General features: G+C 30.9%; 14 protein-coding genes. 6 read left to right on the forward strand and 8 right to left on the reverse strand.

What is annotated here, in order from left to right; all coding sequences use genetic code 11:
* Window positions 1-79: 79 nt before the first annotated feature.
* The 3 genes from N3Z17_RS00790 (at window position 80) to feoB (ending at window position 3061) form a co-directional block, all read left to right on the forward strand.
* A complete protein-coding gene (locus tag N3Z17_RS00790; RefSeq protein ID WP_282472125.1) occupies window positions 80-286 on the forward strand; it encodes a Sec-independent protein translocase family protein in 207 nt (68 codons plus the stop codon).
* A gap of 240 nt (window positions 287-526) precedes the next feature.
* Entirely contained in the window at window positions 527-763 is a 237-nt protein-coding gene (locus N3Z17_RS00795; RefSeq protein ID WP_282472126.1) for a FeoA family protein, read from the forward strand.
* A gap of 18 nt (window positions 764-781) precedes the next feature.
* A complete protein-coding gene (gene feoB / locus N3Z17_RS00800) occupies window positions 782-3061 on the forward strand; it encodes a ferrous iron transport protein B (protein ID WP_282472127.1) in 2280 nt (759 codons plus the stop codon).
* Window positions 3062-3216: 155 nt separating this feature from the next.
* Here feoB and prfB read toward each other — a convergent pair.
* Window positions 3217-4342 (reverse strand): peptide chain release factor 2 gene (gene prfB / locus N3Z17_RS00805; RefSeq protein WP_282472128.1). Its coding sequence is split into 2 segments (ribosomal slippage): window positions 3217-4272 and window positions 4274-4342, totalling 1125 coding nucleotides; the frame shifts between segments, so codons are not numbered across the junction.
* Window positions 4343-4358: 16 nt separating this feature from the next.
* Between prfB and murB the strand changes: the two genes are divergently transcribed.
* Window positions 4359-5255 (forward strand): UDP-N-acetylmuramate dehydrogenase, encoded by an 897-nt coding sequence (murB, locus tag N3Z17_RS00810; RefSeq protein ID WP_282472129.1) that lies wholly within the window; start codon window positions 4359-4361, stop codon window positions 5253-5255.
* A 140-nt stretch (window positions 5256-5395) separates the two neighbouring features.
* Here the strand turns inward: murB and mrdA are convergent, their stop codons facing one another.
* Window positions 5396-7144: a penicillin-binding protein 2 gene (gene mrdA, locus N3Z17_RS00815; RefSeq protein WP_282472130.1), complete on the reverse strand. Its 1749-nt coding sequence runs from the start codon at window positions 7142-7144 to the stop codon at window positions 5396-5398.
* 559 nt (window positions 7145-7703) lie between these two features.
* Between mrdA and lon the strand changes: the two genes are divergently transcribed.
* Window positions 7704-10094 (forward strand): endopeptidase La, encoded by a 2391-nt coding sequence (gene lon, locus N3Z17_RS00820; protein ID WP_282472131.1) that lies wholly within the window; start codon window positions 7704-7706, stop codon window positions 10092-10094.
* Between the two features lie 28 nt (window positions 10095-10122).
* Window positions 10123-10452 carry a ribosome silencing factor gene (gene rsfS, locus N3Z17_RS00825; RefSeq protein WP_282472132.1) on the forward strand — a complete coding sequence of 110 codons (330 nt, stop codon included), beginning with the start codon at window positions 10123-10125 and terminating at the stop codon, window positions 10450-10452.
* A gap of 152 nt (window positions 10453-10604) precedes the next feature.
* Here the strand turns inward: rsfS and N3Z17_RS00830 are convergent, their stop codons facing one another.
* The 6 genes from N3Z17_RS00830 to recA form a co-directional block, all read right to left on the reverse strand.
* Window positions 10605-11036 (reverse strand): hypothetical protein, encoded by a 432-nt coding sequence (locus N3Z17_RS00830; RefSeq protein WP_282472133.1) that lies wholly within the window; start codon window positions 11034-11036, stop codon window positions 10605-10607.
* A gap of 124 nt (window positions 11037-11160) precedes the next feature.
* Window positions 11161-12021 (reverse strand): GTPase Era, encoded by an 861-nt coding sequence (gene era / locus N3Z17_RS00835; RefSeq protein WP_282472134.1) that lies wholly within the window; start codon window positions 12019-12021, stop codon window positions 11161-11163.
* Complete coding sequence (rnc, locus tag N3Z17_RS00840) at window positions 12011-12685, reverse strand: ribonuclease III (RefSeq protein WP_282472135.1); 675 nt, start codon at window positions 12683-12685, stop codon at window positions 12011-12013. Before rnc ends, era begins: the two co-directional genes overlap by 11 nt.
* A gap of 9 nt (window positions 12686-12694) precedes the next feature.
* Complete coding sequence (gene lepB / locus N3Z17_RS00845) at window positions 12695-13471, reverse strand: signal peptidase I (protein ID WP_282472136.1); 777 nt, start codon at window positions 13469-13471, stop codon at window positions 12695-12697.
* A gap of 2 nt (window positions 13472-13473) precedes the next feature.
* Window positions 13474-16152 carry a pyruvate, phosphate dikinase gene (gene ppdK / locus N3Z17_RS00850; RefSeq protein WP_282472137.1) on the reverse strand — a complete coding sequence of 893 codons (2679 nt, stop codon included), beginning with the start codon at window positions 16150-16152 and terminating at the stop codon, window positions 13474-13476.
* Complete coding sequence (recA, locus tag N3Z17_RS00855) at window positions 16152-17174, reverse strand: recombinase RecA (protein WP_282472138.1); 1023 nt, start codon at window positions 17172-17174, stop codon at window positions 16152-16154. Before recA ends, ppdK begins: the two co-directional genes overlap by 1 nt.
* Window positions 17175-17266 lie beyond the last annotated feature (92 nt).

The raw sequence follows: 17266 nt of genomic DNA on the forward strand, positions 1-17266 counted from the left end.
AATGTATAGCGTATAGTAGCATACGCCTAATCGGTTTAAAATACGATAGCTATAATAACTTATCAAGAGATTTTTCCAGATGTTTGATATATCATTGTCTGAATTGTTACTAGTTTTTGTTGTGGGAACAATTGTTTTAAAGCCTAAAGATTTGGTCAAGATCATTCAAAGATTAAGTAAATTTGATAAAAAATTATTCAATAAAGCAGAAGATCAAGAAGATTTTGTTAGCTTTAATAAAGCTAACCTGTTTGATCAAAATGACAAGGTGGAAAAGAAAAAGTGATTAAGAGTACTACTTTTTAACTACATAATTATCGTTTAAAAATATTTAATATTCAGCCGTACTACTTCAACACAGACGCCTATGTAGTTAATATATGGGTAATTGTACTCTACCTAAATTTCAAAATCCCCCCATTAAACAATATGTCATTGAACATATAATATTTTTATAAATTTATACTTGACAATATATGGGATTCAATCTAATTTCTTATCAAGAATGATTATCAGTTGCAATTACATGAAACCCAAATCTATAAACAAATTACATAAAGGAGCTTATTTTATAATAGAGCATTTTTCACTGGATAAAATACAAAAACTCAAATTAATGGAGCTGGGAATATTGCCAAAAATAAAAATAAAATTACTTAAAAATAATAATTTTGGCTCATCCATAATAAAATGTGAGGGCGTGAAATATGCATTAGATAACTCAATAGCGCACAAACTTATTACTAATGAAGTAGTAAATTAAATTATAGATAATATCAAAATGGAAAAAATATCCCTGGGTATTATTGGTAATCCTAACTCCGGAAAATCCACAATATTTAATCAATTAACAGGTTTAGGGCAAAAAACTGGCAATTGGTCCGGAGTAACTGTTGAAAAAAGGGTGGGAGAATTTAAGTTCAAAAATCATAAAATTCAACTCATAGATTTACCTGGATTATATTCCTTAGGGATTGGTGGTAAAACATCATTGGATCAGGACATCACAATTAATTATATAAAGGAAGGAGATTTCGACTATCTGATTAATGTAGTTGATAGTGCAAATTTTAAGAGAAATTTGTATTTAACTTTTCAATTAATTGAAAGAGGGATACCTGTTATTTTAGTTTTGAATATGGATGACATAGCTAAAAGCAAAAATATAAAAATTAATGAAAATAAACTATCAAAACTATTAAAATGTCCAGTCATTAAGGTATCTGCAAAAAAAACGGATGACATTAATATACTAAAAGATTTTTTACTAAAAAATAAAGATATTAAAAACGTTGTTGGCATATTTGATTTTTATCCAAAAAAAATCAAAGAACATTATTTAAATTTAGAAAATTTTTTAAATATTGATAAATTTAATCTAATATCAAATAGTGATAAAATTTCAATTCTAGAAGGTAATTACGCTCAATATAATGACAGGATTAAAGAATTTGCAAAAAATATTTGTAACAACATTGAAATAGAATTTGGACAAACATCAGATTTTGTTTTGGTAAATTGTAGGTATGCTTTTATAGAAAAGCTTTTTAAAAAAGTTTGTGAGAATAAAGACCCTAATTGCGAATCATTGTCTGATAAAATAGATAATATAGCGTTAAACACAATACTGGGTGCGCCAATTTTTTTAATTGTGTTATATCTAATGTTTGTTTTTAGTATAAATGTTGGCGGAGCTTTTCAGGAATTTTTCGGTCTTATAGCAGAGGCTACATTCATAGATATACCATTATTAATTGCCTCAAAAATTTATACATCCGAATGGCTCAATATACTGATTTATGGTCTGGGTGGTGCAGTTCAAACAATTGCATCATTCATTCCAATTATAGCAGCTATGTATATGTTCCTTTCTTTTTTAGAAGATAGTGGGTATATAGCAAGATCGGCAGTAATAGCAAATAAAATTATGCGATTACTAGGTTTATCTGGGCATTCCTTTTTGCCACTTATCGTTGGATTGGGGTGCAATGTACCAGCTATAACAGGCACAAGAGTATTATATAATCATAATCAAAGAATTTCTACTATTATGATGTCACCCTTTGTATCTTGTACGGCAAGACTTGCTGTATATACCCTCTTTTGTTATATATTTTTCCCAAATAATACACAAAATGTAATCTTTACACTGTATATTATTGGAATTTTAATGGCAATATTCACAGGTCTATTGATAAAGAACAAAGCTCAAAAAATAGCTGACTCTAATATGTTAATAGAGCTACCAGACTATAAACTGCCTAAACTAAAGGTTATAATAAATAGTAGTATTCTAAGAACTAAATCTTTTATTTTTGGGGCTGGCAAAACTATTGTGGTAGTTTTTTTTATTATTCACTTAGTAAATTCTATAAAAATTCCTATTAAAAATGAAGCTGGGACATATAATAATGAGAACATCATAAACATAATAGGGAAAAGAGTAACTCTTATTTTTAAACCAATGGGTTTAGAGGAAAAAAATTGGCCAGCAACTGTCGGAATCATTACTGGAATATTTGCAAAAGAAATTGTAGTTGGAACCTTAGTTTCTTTATATGCTGATGAATCTGATAATTCCAATTCAGTAAGTGAAATTGAAATCTTGACAAAATATAAAAAAGCTTTTTTAAGTGTACCTAAAAAGATGGTAAGCGTTTTTACAGATAATTTTGATAAACTTTATTATTTAGATAATAATGTCACTAAAAAGAATTACCTTGATGATAATGAAATAAGTAATAAAGTCATAAAAAACATTTCAAACAATTTTGATAATAAAATTGCTGTTTTATCATATTTAATATTTATTTTGATATATTTCCCTTGTGTTTCAGTCTTTGGAGCTATATCCAATGAGATCGGCAAAAAATGGGCAATAGCTTCAGCTTTATGGTCCACTATTTCTGCATATTCAGTATCAATAATGTTTTATCAAACATCAAATTTTATCATGAACAATAGTATAAATTATTATTATCTTTTACTCGGAATAATGATTTTAATAATAAGCTCAATTTCTCTACGATACTTCTACACAACACAAACCAAAATCAATTAAACGCCACTTTTATTTATGCCGTCAAAGGGAGTAAAAAAAAGCAAAATCCTATTTTTCTTAAATCTCCTTGCAATAAAAGTATGGTAGACTACAATTGTTTGCGATTAATTAAAAAAAACAAATTAACTTGATGGCATTTCATAGGTATTAAATTTTTATCCAGATTGCAATTTTAGTCCTTTGCCTGCAGTTGATTTTACAAGCACAGCATGAATAAATTCATCAATATCGCCATCTAAAACCGCAACAGAATTAGACGTTTGATGCTGAGTGCGCAAGTCTTTAACCATTTTATAGGGATGTAAAACATAAGAGCGTATTTGATTGCCCCAGCCTATTTCTGTTTTCTCTGCATTCTTTTTATCATCTTTATCTTCAAGCTTTTTTATTTCTAATTCGTATAATTTTGATTTAAGCATAGACATACACTCTTCTTTATTCTTATGTTGCGATCTACTATTTTGACACTGTACAACTATTTTTGAAGGCAAGTGAGTTATTCTGACAGCACTATCAGTGGTGTTGACGTGTTGTCCACCAGCACCTGAGGAACGGTAGGTATCTATTCTCAAATCAGCCTCAATTATTTCAACTGAAACATCATTATCAATTTGCGGGTAAATCCACACACTGGCAAAACTTGTATGACGTTTACCAGCGCTGTTAAATGGTGATACTCTAACAAGTCTGTGTACTCCTCTTTCAGTTTTTAACCATCCAAAAGCATTTTTTCCATGTATCTTAAAGGTAACTGATTTAATCCCAGCCTCTTCACCAACTAAGCTATCAATGATTTCATATTTAAAATTATGCCTTTCTATCCATCTTTGATACATTCTCATTAGCATCGAAGCCCAATCATCACTTTCAGTTCCACCAGCACCAGAATGAATTTCTAAAAAACACCCTTTCTCATCAAGCTCCCCACTTAATAAACATTCAATTTCTTGAACTTTGACAGATTTTTCTAATTCTTTTAATTGTGCCAGCGTCTCCTTATATATTTCTTCATCACCCTCTGCTTCAGCAAGCTCAATCATCTCTAGATATGCCTGTAAATTTTCACTTATAGATATAATTTTTTGAATATTTGTCTCTAAATATGTCTTTTCTTTTAATATTGCTTTAGCTTGATTTTGATTTGACCATAAATTAGGGTCTTCTGCTTTTTGTGAAAGCTCTTGTAGTCTTTTTTTTGCAACTTCTAAGTCAAAGATAACCTCTGAGTAGCTCTAAAGACTTTTCTATGCTATCCTTAATGTTTAAAATTTCTGTGTCCATATTTCAATAATATACGATGCCTTTTATTGACACATTACCAAAAATCAGAGGAAAGTACAGAGAAAATGCAAATGTTGGCAAAATGTGTTGGTTTAAGACACATAGTATTGCTGACATTTTATTTATTCCACAGGATATTGATGATTTAAAATATTTTTTGTCCAATAAACCTAAAGATATACTAACTTTTGTTATGGGTGCCGGTTCAAATTTATTAGTTCGTGATGGTGGTTTTAAAGGGGTAATTATAAGATTGGGAGCAGGATTTAATTATGTACACCACAATGGGAGTGATGTCATAGCTGGCTCTGCATGCTTAGATTTAAATGTGGCAAATTATGCAGCTAATAACTCTATAGCAGGGCTTGAGTTTTTTGCAGGAATTCCTGGAAGTATTGGAGGGGCATTAGCCATGAATGCAGGAGCCTACAACAATGACACATCGTCAGTACTAATTGAAGCAAAGGCAATCAGTATAACTACAGCAGAGATAAGAATATTTTCAAATCATGAAATTGGATATTATTATCGCGGAAAAAAGTTAACTAATGATTGGTTATTTTATGAAGCTAAATTTCATGGTAAGCAAGGAGATAAATATGAAATACAAAAAGCTATTAAAGAAATTCAAGAAAAGCGATCTGCTACTCAACCAATAAAATCTAAAACTGGAGGCTCGACTTTTAAAAACCCAATTAACCATAAAGCATGGCAACTCATAGATCAATGTGGATTGCGTGGCATAAAAATTGGAGGAGCAAAATTCTCCGAATTGCATTGCAATTTCTTAATAAATGAAGGAGAAGCAACGGCATCAGATTTAGAGCATCTAATCAATTTAGCAAAAGAAAAGGTAAAAAATAAATTTGATATAAATTTAGAAGAAGAAATAAAAATTATAGGTAATCAATAATTAATTGCAATAATGACCAAAAAAATTAATGGTAAATTACGTTACGGTTACGTTAAATTTACGTTAAAATAATTGCCAAATGCAATTATCTCATAATTATCTAAGGATACCTCCCCAATAGATCATATGCTTATGCCAGTTTAAAACTGATATAAATCTTTCACATCATAAAGTATACTACGTGAAATGGGTAAAGCTGTTTCTCTTCCCCATCCACCGTTCTCTATAACTGTTGAGATTGCAAATCTAGGAGAATTATAAGGTGCATAGCCAACAAACAAGCTATGGTCTTTAAAAAGATCGTTTTCTGTATTATGCTTAGTTGATACTACTTGAGAAGTTCCAGTTTTTCCAGCAATATGGAATTCTTCTCCATCTACAAAACTATTGGAATTATATAGTACTTTAAGCATTGATTTTCTAAGCATATCTAAATGCTGTTGACTGACTTTTAATTGGCTATTTATGATATAATTTTCGTCATTAATTATTGAAGGACTGAAATTTTTGCCAGTTGCAATTTTGCTAACCATCTGAAGTAATTGAATGGGGGTTGTTTCAATATAACCCTGCCCTATGGAGGAGTTAATGGTGTCTCCCAAATACCAACTTTTTTTGTATTTTGATCTTTTCCAATTAATATTGGGTACTACGCCACCAATTTCATAAGGAAGCTCAATATTAGTTTTTTGTCCTAATCCAAGCAAATATGCTATTTGACTTATGTTGTTTATGCCAACTTTTAAAGATTGATGAAAAAAATACACATTACAAGATTTTGCAAATGCTGTATCTAAATCAACATGTCCATGTCCATGTTTGTTCCAACATTTATAAGTTCTGTGCCCCAGCTTGTAATAACCTGGACAAAACACCTTTTCATTATGATCTATCCCACTTTTTAAAATCGCCAGGTACATAACTATTTTAAATACTGAACCTGGGTGATATTGGTTAGATATGCATTTATTAATCAATGGATTCTTTTTATTCTGCAGTATCTCGTTCCATTCTGCATTGGACATTCCATTAATAAATATATTTGGATCAATCGTTGGGCTTGAAACCAATCCTATAACTTTTTGCTTCACTAAATCAGATACTAAAATTGCGCCGTTATAATCTCCAATATGATTCCAAATAATTTTTTGAACATCCTTATTAATAGATAAGGTAATGCTCTTTCCTGCAATTGGAGGAATAATATCCACTTTTTTTGTAAAATTACCTCTAGCATCAACTTCAAACTTTTTTATGCCTGGTTTACCTTGAAGTATATTATTAAATTGCTTTTCAACTCCATCTTTACCTGTTAAAAATTGATAATTTTTAGGCAAATTTTCTGTATCAATATCCTTTGTACTAGCATTTCCAACATATCCCATGACGTGAAATGCACCACCTTCTAGTTTATAGCTTCTGGCATATTCTTCTATTATTTCAATTTCTTCTAAATTTGGGTCAGAATCCAGTAAAATTGCATTTTGTAAAGAAAGATCCTCAATCAATTTAACTGACTGACTTAATGGAATGTTTTTAGATTTTTCTAAAACTCTTGAGGGTGAAATTTTTTGATCAACGGTCACATCATTAATTTTATCTATAATATCCTTTAATTTTTTTTTAAATTCTCTTTTGACTATTACAGAATAGATTTTTGTATTATTTACCAATATCTTGCCATTGGTATCAAATATATCTCCCCTCAATGGTGGTATTAACGAAACTCTTAGTCTATTTTTGTCAGATAGTGTTTCATAGGTGCTGGAGTTTAAAATTTGCAAATAATAGAATCTTCCAATTAAGCAACTTATCAATGCTCCCTTAGTTAACCCTACAACTAGCGCTCTTCTTGTAAGGGTTTTGTATTTATTTCTTTCATCGCGCATTTATCTTTTAGAGGGTATAAATTTATTGATGAAGTAATAAATTAATGGAAAAAATGTTATTGTGACAAAAGTTTTCTTCAACATCATATCGAGTGGGAGTAAATGATAACTCTCAAAGAAAGTCATAATAGTATATTTGCATGGCAATACAATGATACTTAATACACTGAAAGCAAACCAATCAAATAGCATATTGTTGGAATATTTTTTCCTCAAAACGTCGATATACCTGATATAGATAAAATTCTGTACAATGGTTACTCCCAAATAGTTCAATCTTAGTAAATCATTAAGCAATGACAATAGAAAAATATTAATACTGCCAAGAATATCCTTTTTTAACAAATATATTATGTATATTAATAAGGATAAAATTTCTGGTGTATATTGGTGTTTAATATTAAATTGAAATGGGATATGCTTAGCTAAAATAACTACTACAAGAAAGATGTTAATTTTAATACTTGTGGCTGATTTCATTAGTGAGCTCAAAATTTAGACTTGTTAAAAAAACATTAGGATATATATATAAATGTAATTATACAAAAATAAAGTTATCATGAAAGCAAAAGTTATTGAAGAATTAGGTTTGTATCCAGTATTGCCGTTAAGGGATGTTGTAGTGTTCCCAAAAATGATTGTTCCATTATTTGTTGGTAGAGAAAAATCTATCAAAGCATTGCAAAATATAGATAAGAATAATAAAATTTTTCTAGTTTCTCAAAAAGATGGAATAAATGATAATCCTAAATCTAGTGATCTATATAAAATAGGTGTGATAGCTAAAGTACTACAGGTTATAAAATTACAAGACTCCTCAGTAAAAATTTTGGTAGAGGGCATAGAAAAAGCCAAAGTTATAAAGTTTATTAGCAGAGATGGTTATATTAAAGCTGATGTAAAGCAAATTATTGATCAATGCTCTAATGACCAAGAAAGTTTAGTTTTACGTAATGCTGTCACAGATTTATTTGAGGAATATTCAAGTCTTGGTAAAAAATCTACACAAGAGTCGCTTGTTAATATCGTTCAAATCAAAGATATAGTTGGATTTTGTAATGCATTATGTTCCCAAATACAATTAGCATTAGAAAAAAAGCAACATATTTTGGAAATAGATGATGTAAATAAAAAATTGGAACAGTTGATGATATACATCAACTCAGAAATTGAGTTACTGAAAGCTGAAACAAAAATTAAGAGCAGAGTTAAAACGCAAATTGAAAAAAATCAGAAGGATTATTATCTACAAGAGCAATTAAAAGCCATTCATAAAGAATTGGGAGAAGAAGACCTTAAAGAAGAGTTTAATGAATTAAATAGTAAAATTGCTAAATTAAAACTTAGTAAAGAAGCAAAAGAAAAGGCTAATTCTGAATTAAAAAAGCTTAAAATGATGAATCCTATGTCCTCTGAGGCAACAGTAATAAGAAATTACTTAGATTGGATTATTTCATTACCATGGAATAAATTAACTATGAACAATAAAAATTTAAGCAAAGCACAGGAAGCATTAGATGAAGATCACTATGCACTCGATAAAGTTAAAGAAAGAATTATAGAGTATCTTGCAGTTAATATTAAATCTAAAAAATTAGGAGGTAGCATCATTTGTCTAGTTGGTCCTCCAGGAGTTGGTAAAACTTCGTTAGCAAGGTCAATAGCAAAAGCTACTGGAAGGAATTTTGCGAAAATAACTTTAGGCGGTCTTCGTGATGAAGCAGAGATCAAGGGGCACAGAAGGACTTATGTTGGCGCAATGCCAGGTAAGATAATCCAAGCTTTAAAAAAGGCGAAAAGTTCTAATCCATTGATATTGTTGGATGAAATTGATAAGCTTGGTAATGATTATAGGGGAGATCCAAGTTCAGCATTGCTAGAAGTTCTTGATAACTCGCAGAATAAAAGTTTTAATGACAACTATTTGGAAGTTGATTTTGATTTATCAAAGGTTATGTTTGTTGCTACAGCAAATAGCTTAAATATTCCAAGCCCGCTGTTAGACAGAATGGAAATTATTAGATTGTCTGGTTATACAGAAAAAGATAAATTAGAAATTGCATTGAAGCATCTAATTCCTAAAATTCGAGATTCTCATTCTGTTAACGAAGATGAGTTAACGATAGATGATTTAGCGATTATAGACATAATTAGATACTATACTATGGAATCAGGAGTTAGAAATTTAAACAGAGAAATTGAAAAAATATTTAGAAAATCTGTTAAAAAGATTTTAATGGATAATAAGAAAAGTTTATCTATTACGTGTGATAAACTCAATGAATTTTTAGGGCCACACAAATTTAATTATGGCGAAATTGAAAAAAAGAACCAGATTGGAATTACAAATGGGTTAGCATATACTGAAGCAGGTGGTGATTTACTTGCAATTGAAGCAGTTAAGTATAAGGGTAAAGGTAATATTAAAATTACTGGTAAACTTGGAGAAGTAATGAAGGAATCAGTGCAAGCTGCTCATAGCTATATCCATTCAAGAGCAAGAAATTATGGCATTAATGAAGACTTATTTCAGAAATTTGATGTTCATGTTCACGTTCCTGAAGGAGCAACTCCAAAGGATGGGCCTTCAGCCGGCATTGCAATTTCTACTTCTATCGTCTCCATATTAACAGGAATACCGGTAAGAAAGGACGTTGCGATGACAGGAGAAATTACTTTAAGAGGTAGCGTACTTCCTATAGGTGGTTTAAAGGAGAAGCTGTTAGCAGCACTAAGAGCTGGCGTTAAAACTGTGATTATACCTAAAGAAAATCACAAAGATATGCAAGATATTCCAAAAGAAGTGGGTGATAATATGAATATTATATTTGCAGAATCATTTGACGAAGTAATGGAGCATGCACTGGAGAAAAAAATACAAATTATACCTGATAAAATTTGTGAAGATCTAGCTGAAAGCAAGCATAACCCTATATTTCAAAAACATTAGTGACATACACATATAAAGTAAAAAATACATGATAGATATAATTATAGGATCAGTTATTGAAAAGCTAGATGAGCTTAAAGCAGAGGATATTAAAATTATTAATCTCGAAGATAGAAATTTATTATTCAAAAAAGCAATTTTGGCAACGGGTAGTTCGTCAAGGCATGTACTCAGCTTATCAGACAATATAAGAGATTTGCTGAAACAGGAATATAAAATATATACAAAAAGCGAGGGTCATTTCTCCAGCGAGTGGATTTTGATAGACGCAGGAAATTTTTTAATAAATATTCTTCAAGCGCAAGCTAGGGAAAAATATAATTTGGAAGAAGTTTGGCGCAAAATAAAAAAGCCTTAAGACTTTCAAGGTATAGAATTTTTTAGTTATAAAAAGCTTGCTATTGATGGCTGTATTACTTTGATTAAGTATTTATCTTTAGCAAGAAAAATAAGTCAAAGCTAGATTTGAATCTAGCTTTTAAAATGGTAATTAATGAAATTCAACGCTCTCTACAAAAGTATAGGCTCTGATGTATCATAGTGAGTGTCTGCATCAAGGTTAGTATAATCAGTTATATCACTATCATTGGATAAGCATTCAGTAGACTTATGCGTTTCGCTCAAATTTGCTTTTATGCTATAAGAGGCTGATGCAATAGCAAAAGTAGACTTTAATTCATCAATATAATATTTTTTTAATAATTCATTCCCACTAGTTGTTATAGAATGCTTAGTTGATAATTTTATATTAAATAATTTAAACCCTTCGTAACTTATTGTTAAAATTCCAGCCATAAGTTTTACCGGAGTTTTTAGATTATTGGCTAAGGAGTAAATTCCGTTTTTAAGATAATCAAAATTTTCAGATATAGTCATGACGGGGATAATGTCTTTAACACCTCCACCACCAATAGACGTTATTACAGTTTTTTTATTGGTCATAGTCACTTCCGTAAAATAGTTCTATATAATTCACTGTAATTCTACTGCAACTACAAGTAAAGGTATTTTTAAATGACTTCCATTTTCAATACAATGCTAAAGTTTGTTTAACTTGACAGTGCCTCTACAACTTATCCATCCAAGTATCCCTTACTTTAATAAATAAATACAAATGTATTTTTTTGTCAGTTAATTTTTCTATTTCTCTTTTGGAAATTATACTAATTTTCTTAATATTTTCTCCATTTGTTCCCAAAATAATCTTTTTTTGGCTATCTTTTAACACTGTAATGACTTGGTGTATAGTAATGTCATTTTGTGTTTCTTTCCAGGATTCTGTCTCAACCTTTAAGTTGTATGGTATTTCTTTATTTAAAAATTTGTACAATTGCTCCATTGTTATGTCCTCAGCAATTTGCTTAATACTTCTATCAGTTACTTCATCCTCATTATAGTGCCATTCTCCCTCTGGTGAATTGGTGATTAAGTAATTTAAAAAATCTGTCACGCCTTTATTATTTATGGCTGAAATCATGAAAATATTATTAAATCCTTTAGCTTTAGCTTCTTGGGCGAGAAGAAGTAATTGATTTTTATCCTTTACCAAATCTACTTTGTTGAAAATAATTATTAAATTTTCTTGAGAATTAAAATAAGTTACGTCAATTAATGGATTATTTAAGCAATTTTTTTTTGCTACATCAACAATGATGCAAATAAAATCAACGTTTTTAATTTCTTGAAGCGATTTTTTTGTAATTGATTTTTCTAACTTATATTTTGGATTTTTTAAATATCCAGGCGTATCTATAAATATTAATTGGGCGTTATCTTTAGAAACGATTCCTTTAATATTATCTCGGGTGGTGTGCACTTTATGCGTTACCGCTGATATTTTTTGATTAACTAAAGCATTTAGAAGCGTTGATTTACCTGAATTAGGGGCTCCAATTAGACAGGCATATCCTATTTTTTTATTCATCATTATTATTAATAAAATTTAGCATTTCCTCAGCGGCTTTTTGTTCTGCCTCTTTTTTTGTTTTTCCCTGAGCCTTAAATTTATACTTATTTTTAAGTGATACTGATATGGTAAATATTGGCTCATGTGGCTCACCATCTTTATCTTCCGTTTTATATTTTGGTAATACTTTATACCTTTTTTGGATTAATTCTTGTAATTGTGATTTATAATCTTTTTGAAATAACTTGTTTATATCAGTAAAAAACTCTGCCCACCAATTACTAACAATATCCTTAATAGTAATAAAATCACTATCTAAATAAATAGCAGCTATAACGGCCTCTAAAACATTTTCCAAGTTATTGGGATTTTCCCTGCCACCGCACTGCTCCTCTCCATTATCAAGAATAATTTTTTCTGCCATATTAAGCTTTTTGGCTACTTTAACTATTGTTTTTGAATTAACCAAATTAGCAAGAATGATCGATAATTCTCCCTCAGAATAGTTGTTAAATTTATGATATACAACATCTGCAATCACGACATTTAAAACGCTATCTCCTAAAAATTCCATTCTTTCGTAACTTACGTCTTCAACTTTATTTTTGACAGCACTAGGATGTGTTAACGCTATTCTGAGCAGATTAGTATCTTTAAATTTATAGTCATCTAGTTCTAGTTTCACAAAAAAATATCATTCAATCATTTTAAAAGCCCTGTTTGTTCTGAACTTCGTAATAAAGTCTAGCACTGAAAAATCAGATGTCCAAAATAATATTTTGGCTTTTCCAAGAATTTTGTTTTTTGAAACATAACCAATTTTTTTCAAAAATCTACTATCTATGGAATTATCTCTATTATCACCCATAAAAAAATAATGTCCCTTTGGAACTTTGTAAACAGGAGTATCATTATGATCAAAGTTATTTTGATAGCTTTTTCGACCATTATCTGTGTATATTGTGTAATTCACTCCATTTGGCAGAGTTTCCTCAAAAATATTTTTTACATATGGAATACCATTTTGCTCTATATCAATTTTTTGCCCCTTCGACTCCCTCTTTACAGCGACATTGTTAATATATAATAGCCCATCTTTAATTTGTATTTCATCATCAGGAAGACCAATCAGCCTTTTTATATAATGTGTACTACTATCTTTTGGCGATAAAAAAACTATGATATCCCCTCTTTTGGGTGTATCAAAAAAGAATGATTCGTTAAATAAATCAAATCTATTGAGCATGAATGAAAGGGAACTATTGTTGTAGCCATAAGCAAATTTTTCTACAAAAAGATAATCACCGATTTGTAATCCTGGTTTCATTGAACCAGAAGGAATTTTAAAGGGTTGATATATGAATGTTTGAAAAATAAATGCAAAAATAAATGCAAATGCTAATGAATTTAATAATTCCTTAAAATTTTTATAAGAAAATATTAATTTAATATAATTATCAATAAGCCTCATGTTTATACCTTAGTATTATATTTTCCTGCCGATACCTTGGCAATAGGTATCCTGAAAGGGGAACAGGATATATAATCAATTTTTAATTTATTAAAAAACTTTATTGAAGCAGGATCTCCTGCATGTTCACCACAAATTCCAATTTTAATGGTCGGATTGTGCTTTCTACTACTTATAATCGCCATTTTTAACAACTCACCAACCGTTTGCTCATGAATGGAGGAAAAAGGATCTTCAAAAAAAATACCCTTTTCCATGTATGTTCTTAAAAATTTACCTGCATCATCTCGTGAAATGCCAAGACATGTCTGCGTAAGATCATTAGTACCAAAACTTATAAAATCTGCTTCACTCGCTATCTCACCAGCATTGATAACTGCAGCAGGAAGTTCAATCATACTTCCTAATTTGTATTCAAACTTAGTATTTAATTCATTTTCAAGCGTATTAGCTGTGTCACTAATGAGGCTTTTTAATATCATAAATTCCGCTTTATTCATTACCAATGGAACCATAATTTCTGGAATAGTTACGATACCTTCTTTAATGCATCTGTGAGTTGCTCTAAGTATCGCCTTCACTTGCATCTGGTATATTTCAGGATATGTAATTGCAAGTCTGCATCCCCTATGGCCTAACATTGGGTTAGCTTCTTTAAGAGAATTGATCCTATTTTTGATATCTTTAAGATTTAAAGACATTAATTGGCTCATATGCCCCAGTTCATCTTCATCATTTTGTGGAAAAAATTCATGAAGTGGTGGATCTAGTAATCTAATAGTTACTGGCAATCCACTCATAATTTTAAACAGTTGATAAAAATCTTCTTCTTGATAAAGCAGTAACTGGTTGAGAATTTTTGAACGTTCTTTCAGATTTTGGGAGAGGATCATTTCTCTAAAAATGTTAATTCTATCCTCTTGGAAAAACATATGCTCAGTTCTACAAAGACCTATTCCACAAGCGTTAAAACTTTTAGCAACTTTTGCGTCTTTTATTGTTTCAGCATTTGCCATAACTTTTAAGAGTGTAAATTCTTCTGCTATCTCAATCAAATTTTCAAAGCTTTTGTCTAATTTAGTTTGTATTGTACCTACCTTACCTAAAAAAATTTCACCGCTTGAGCCATTAATTGTAATGAGCTCTCCTTCTTTAAGTGTCGTATTATTAATTTCTACAGTACCTTTTTCGTTATCAACCATTACTTCAAATGCACCTGTAACACATGGTTTACCCATACCTCGTGCCACTACAGCCGCATGAGAAGTCATACCTCCACGAGCTGTTAATATACCAGAAGAAGCTCCTATACCACCAATATCTTCTGGATTGGTTTCATTTCTTACTAAAATAACTTCACCATGCCTGGCCATTATCTCAGCTTTACTTGAGGAAAGAGCAATTTTACCAAATGCCGCACCGGGTGAAGCAGGTAGGCCTTTACTGAGTAATATTTTTGTTGCCCTTGGATCAATGCTTGGATGTAAAACTTTTTCAACTACTTCTGGCTCTATACTATCTAGGGCCTGTTGTTTAGTCAATATACCTTCCTGCATCATATCTACCGCTATTTTTATAGTAGCTTGAGCCGTTCTTTTACCAGACCTAGTTTGCAATATCCAACATTTACCGTTTTCTATCGTAAATTCGACGTCCTGCATGTCTTTATAATGTAACTCAAGCTTATGAAGAATGGTTTTTAGTTCCTGATAAGCCTTTGGCATTAATTCTTCAAGTGATTTTTCATCCTCAAAGCACTGCTCTTTAGATTTTATATTTATTGGACTAGGGGTAATTACGCCAGATACTATGTCTTCGCCTTGAGCATTAACAATATATTCTCCAAATATTTCATTTTCACCAGTGGATGGATTTCTAGTAAATACAACACCTGTGGCACAATCCTCGCCCTTGTTTCCAAAAACCATCGCTTGGATATTGACTGCAGTCCCAACATCATTTGGAATATTATTCATACTTCTATATTTGATAGCACGCGGTACATTCCAGGATTTAAAAACTGCCGATATAGCACTCCAAAGTTGATTAGTGATATTTTGAGGAAAATCTTTGTTTAGAATATTTTTAACCAAATTTTTATACTCATCAATAACATCTTTCAAATTTTCTTCAGTTAAATTTTGATCTTTCTTAATGCCAAGAAGAGCTTTTTTGTTGTGTAAGATAGCTTCAAATTTTGACTTGTCTAATCCAAGTACGACATTGCTATACATTTCAATGTATCTTCTATAAGAATCATAAGCAAATCTGGGATTTTTTGTAACTTTCGCAAGCCCCTTTACTGTTGCATCATTTAGCCCTAAATTAAGGATTGTCTCCATCATTCCTGGCATTGATATCTGAGCACCTGATCTAACTGAAATCAACAATGGATTATTCTCATCTCCAAATTTTAATTCAATTGCGTTTTCTAGCTGAGTCATAGCGCTAAGAACCAGCTCCTTTAATGATTCTGGTAGTTGATTAGAGTTATTAGTGAATTCTTTGCATATTTTTGACGAAATTGTAAATCCTGGAGGTACTGGTATTTTCATTTTGCTCATCTCAGCAAGACCAGCTCCCTTATTACCTAAAATACCTTTTAGATGATTTCCCCCTTCGGCTTTATTATTTCCAAAAGAGAAAATATATTTTTTTGACTCTTCTTTTTCTTTGTTCATCAATCTGCGTTACTTATAGAAATCTCATCCAATTTTTCTGGATTAAGCTCTTTAATCTCTAATATCCTATCTTTAATCTCCTGCGATATTTCAGGATTTTCTTTCAAAAATACCTTGGCATTTTCCTTACCTTGCCCAATTTTTTGATCCTTATATGCATACCATGAACCTGATTTGTTAATTACATCTACGGTAACTCCAATATCAATGAGCTCACCTTCTTTTGAAATTCCTCCACCATACATAATGTCAAATTCTACGACCTTAAAAGGAGGTGCAACTTTATTTTTTACAACCTTTACTCTAGTCTGATTACCTATAACAACATCTTTTTCCTTTATGGAGCCAATACGCCTTATATCAAGCCTTATAGAAGAATAGAATTTTAACGCATTCCCCCCGGAAGTTGTTTCAGGACTTCCAAACATTACACCAATTTTCATTCTAATTTGATTAATAAAAAATAATATGGTGTTTGTTTTGGAAACACTAGAAGTTAATTTGCGAAGCGCTTGACTCATCAATCTTGCTTGTAATCCCACATGGCTATCACCCATTTCTCCTTCAATTTCTGCTTTAGGTACTAATGCTGCAACGCTATCTATTATGACCATGTCAAATGCTCCTGACCTGACCAATGTATCAGTTATCTCGAGCGCTTGCTCACCAGAATCTGGTTGCGATAGAATTAACTTATCTACATCAACACCTAATTTTTTTGCATATGCCCTATCAAAAGCATGTTCCGCATCTATGAAAGCGCATGTACCACCCTTTTTTTGGCATTCAGCGATTGCATGAAGTGTCAATGTCGTTTTTCCTGAGCTTTCTGGGCCATAAATTTCAATAACCCTTCCTTTTGGGTAACCTCCCACTCCTAAGGCAATATCTAAACCCAATGAACCAGATGGTATTGATTCAATGTTTTGAGCCTCCATTTCGCCTAACTTCATAATAGCGCCTTTCCCGTACGCTTTCTCTATCTGACTTAACGCGGCTTCTAATGCCTTTTCTTTGTCCATAAGCTTGAATTTTATTTGTGTGTAGCATTACTCAGTTGCAGTATAGATAAAGTATGAATAGTTTCAACAAATTTCTTTTATTTCTCAACATG

Source organism: Candidatus Bandiella numerosa (assembly GCF_029981845.1).
GTDB classification, from domain to species: domain Bacteria; phylum Pseudomonadota; class Alphaproteobacteria; order Rickettsiales; family Midichloriaceae; genus Aquirickettsia; species Aquirickettsia numerosa.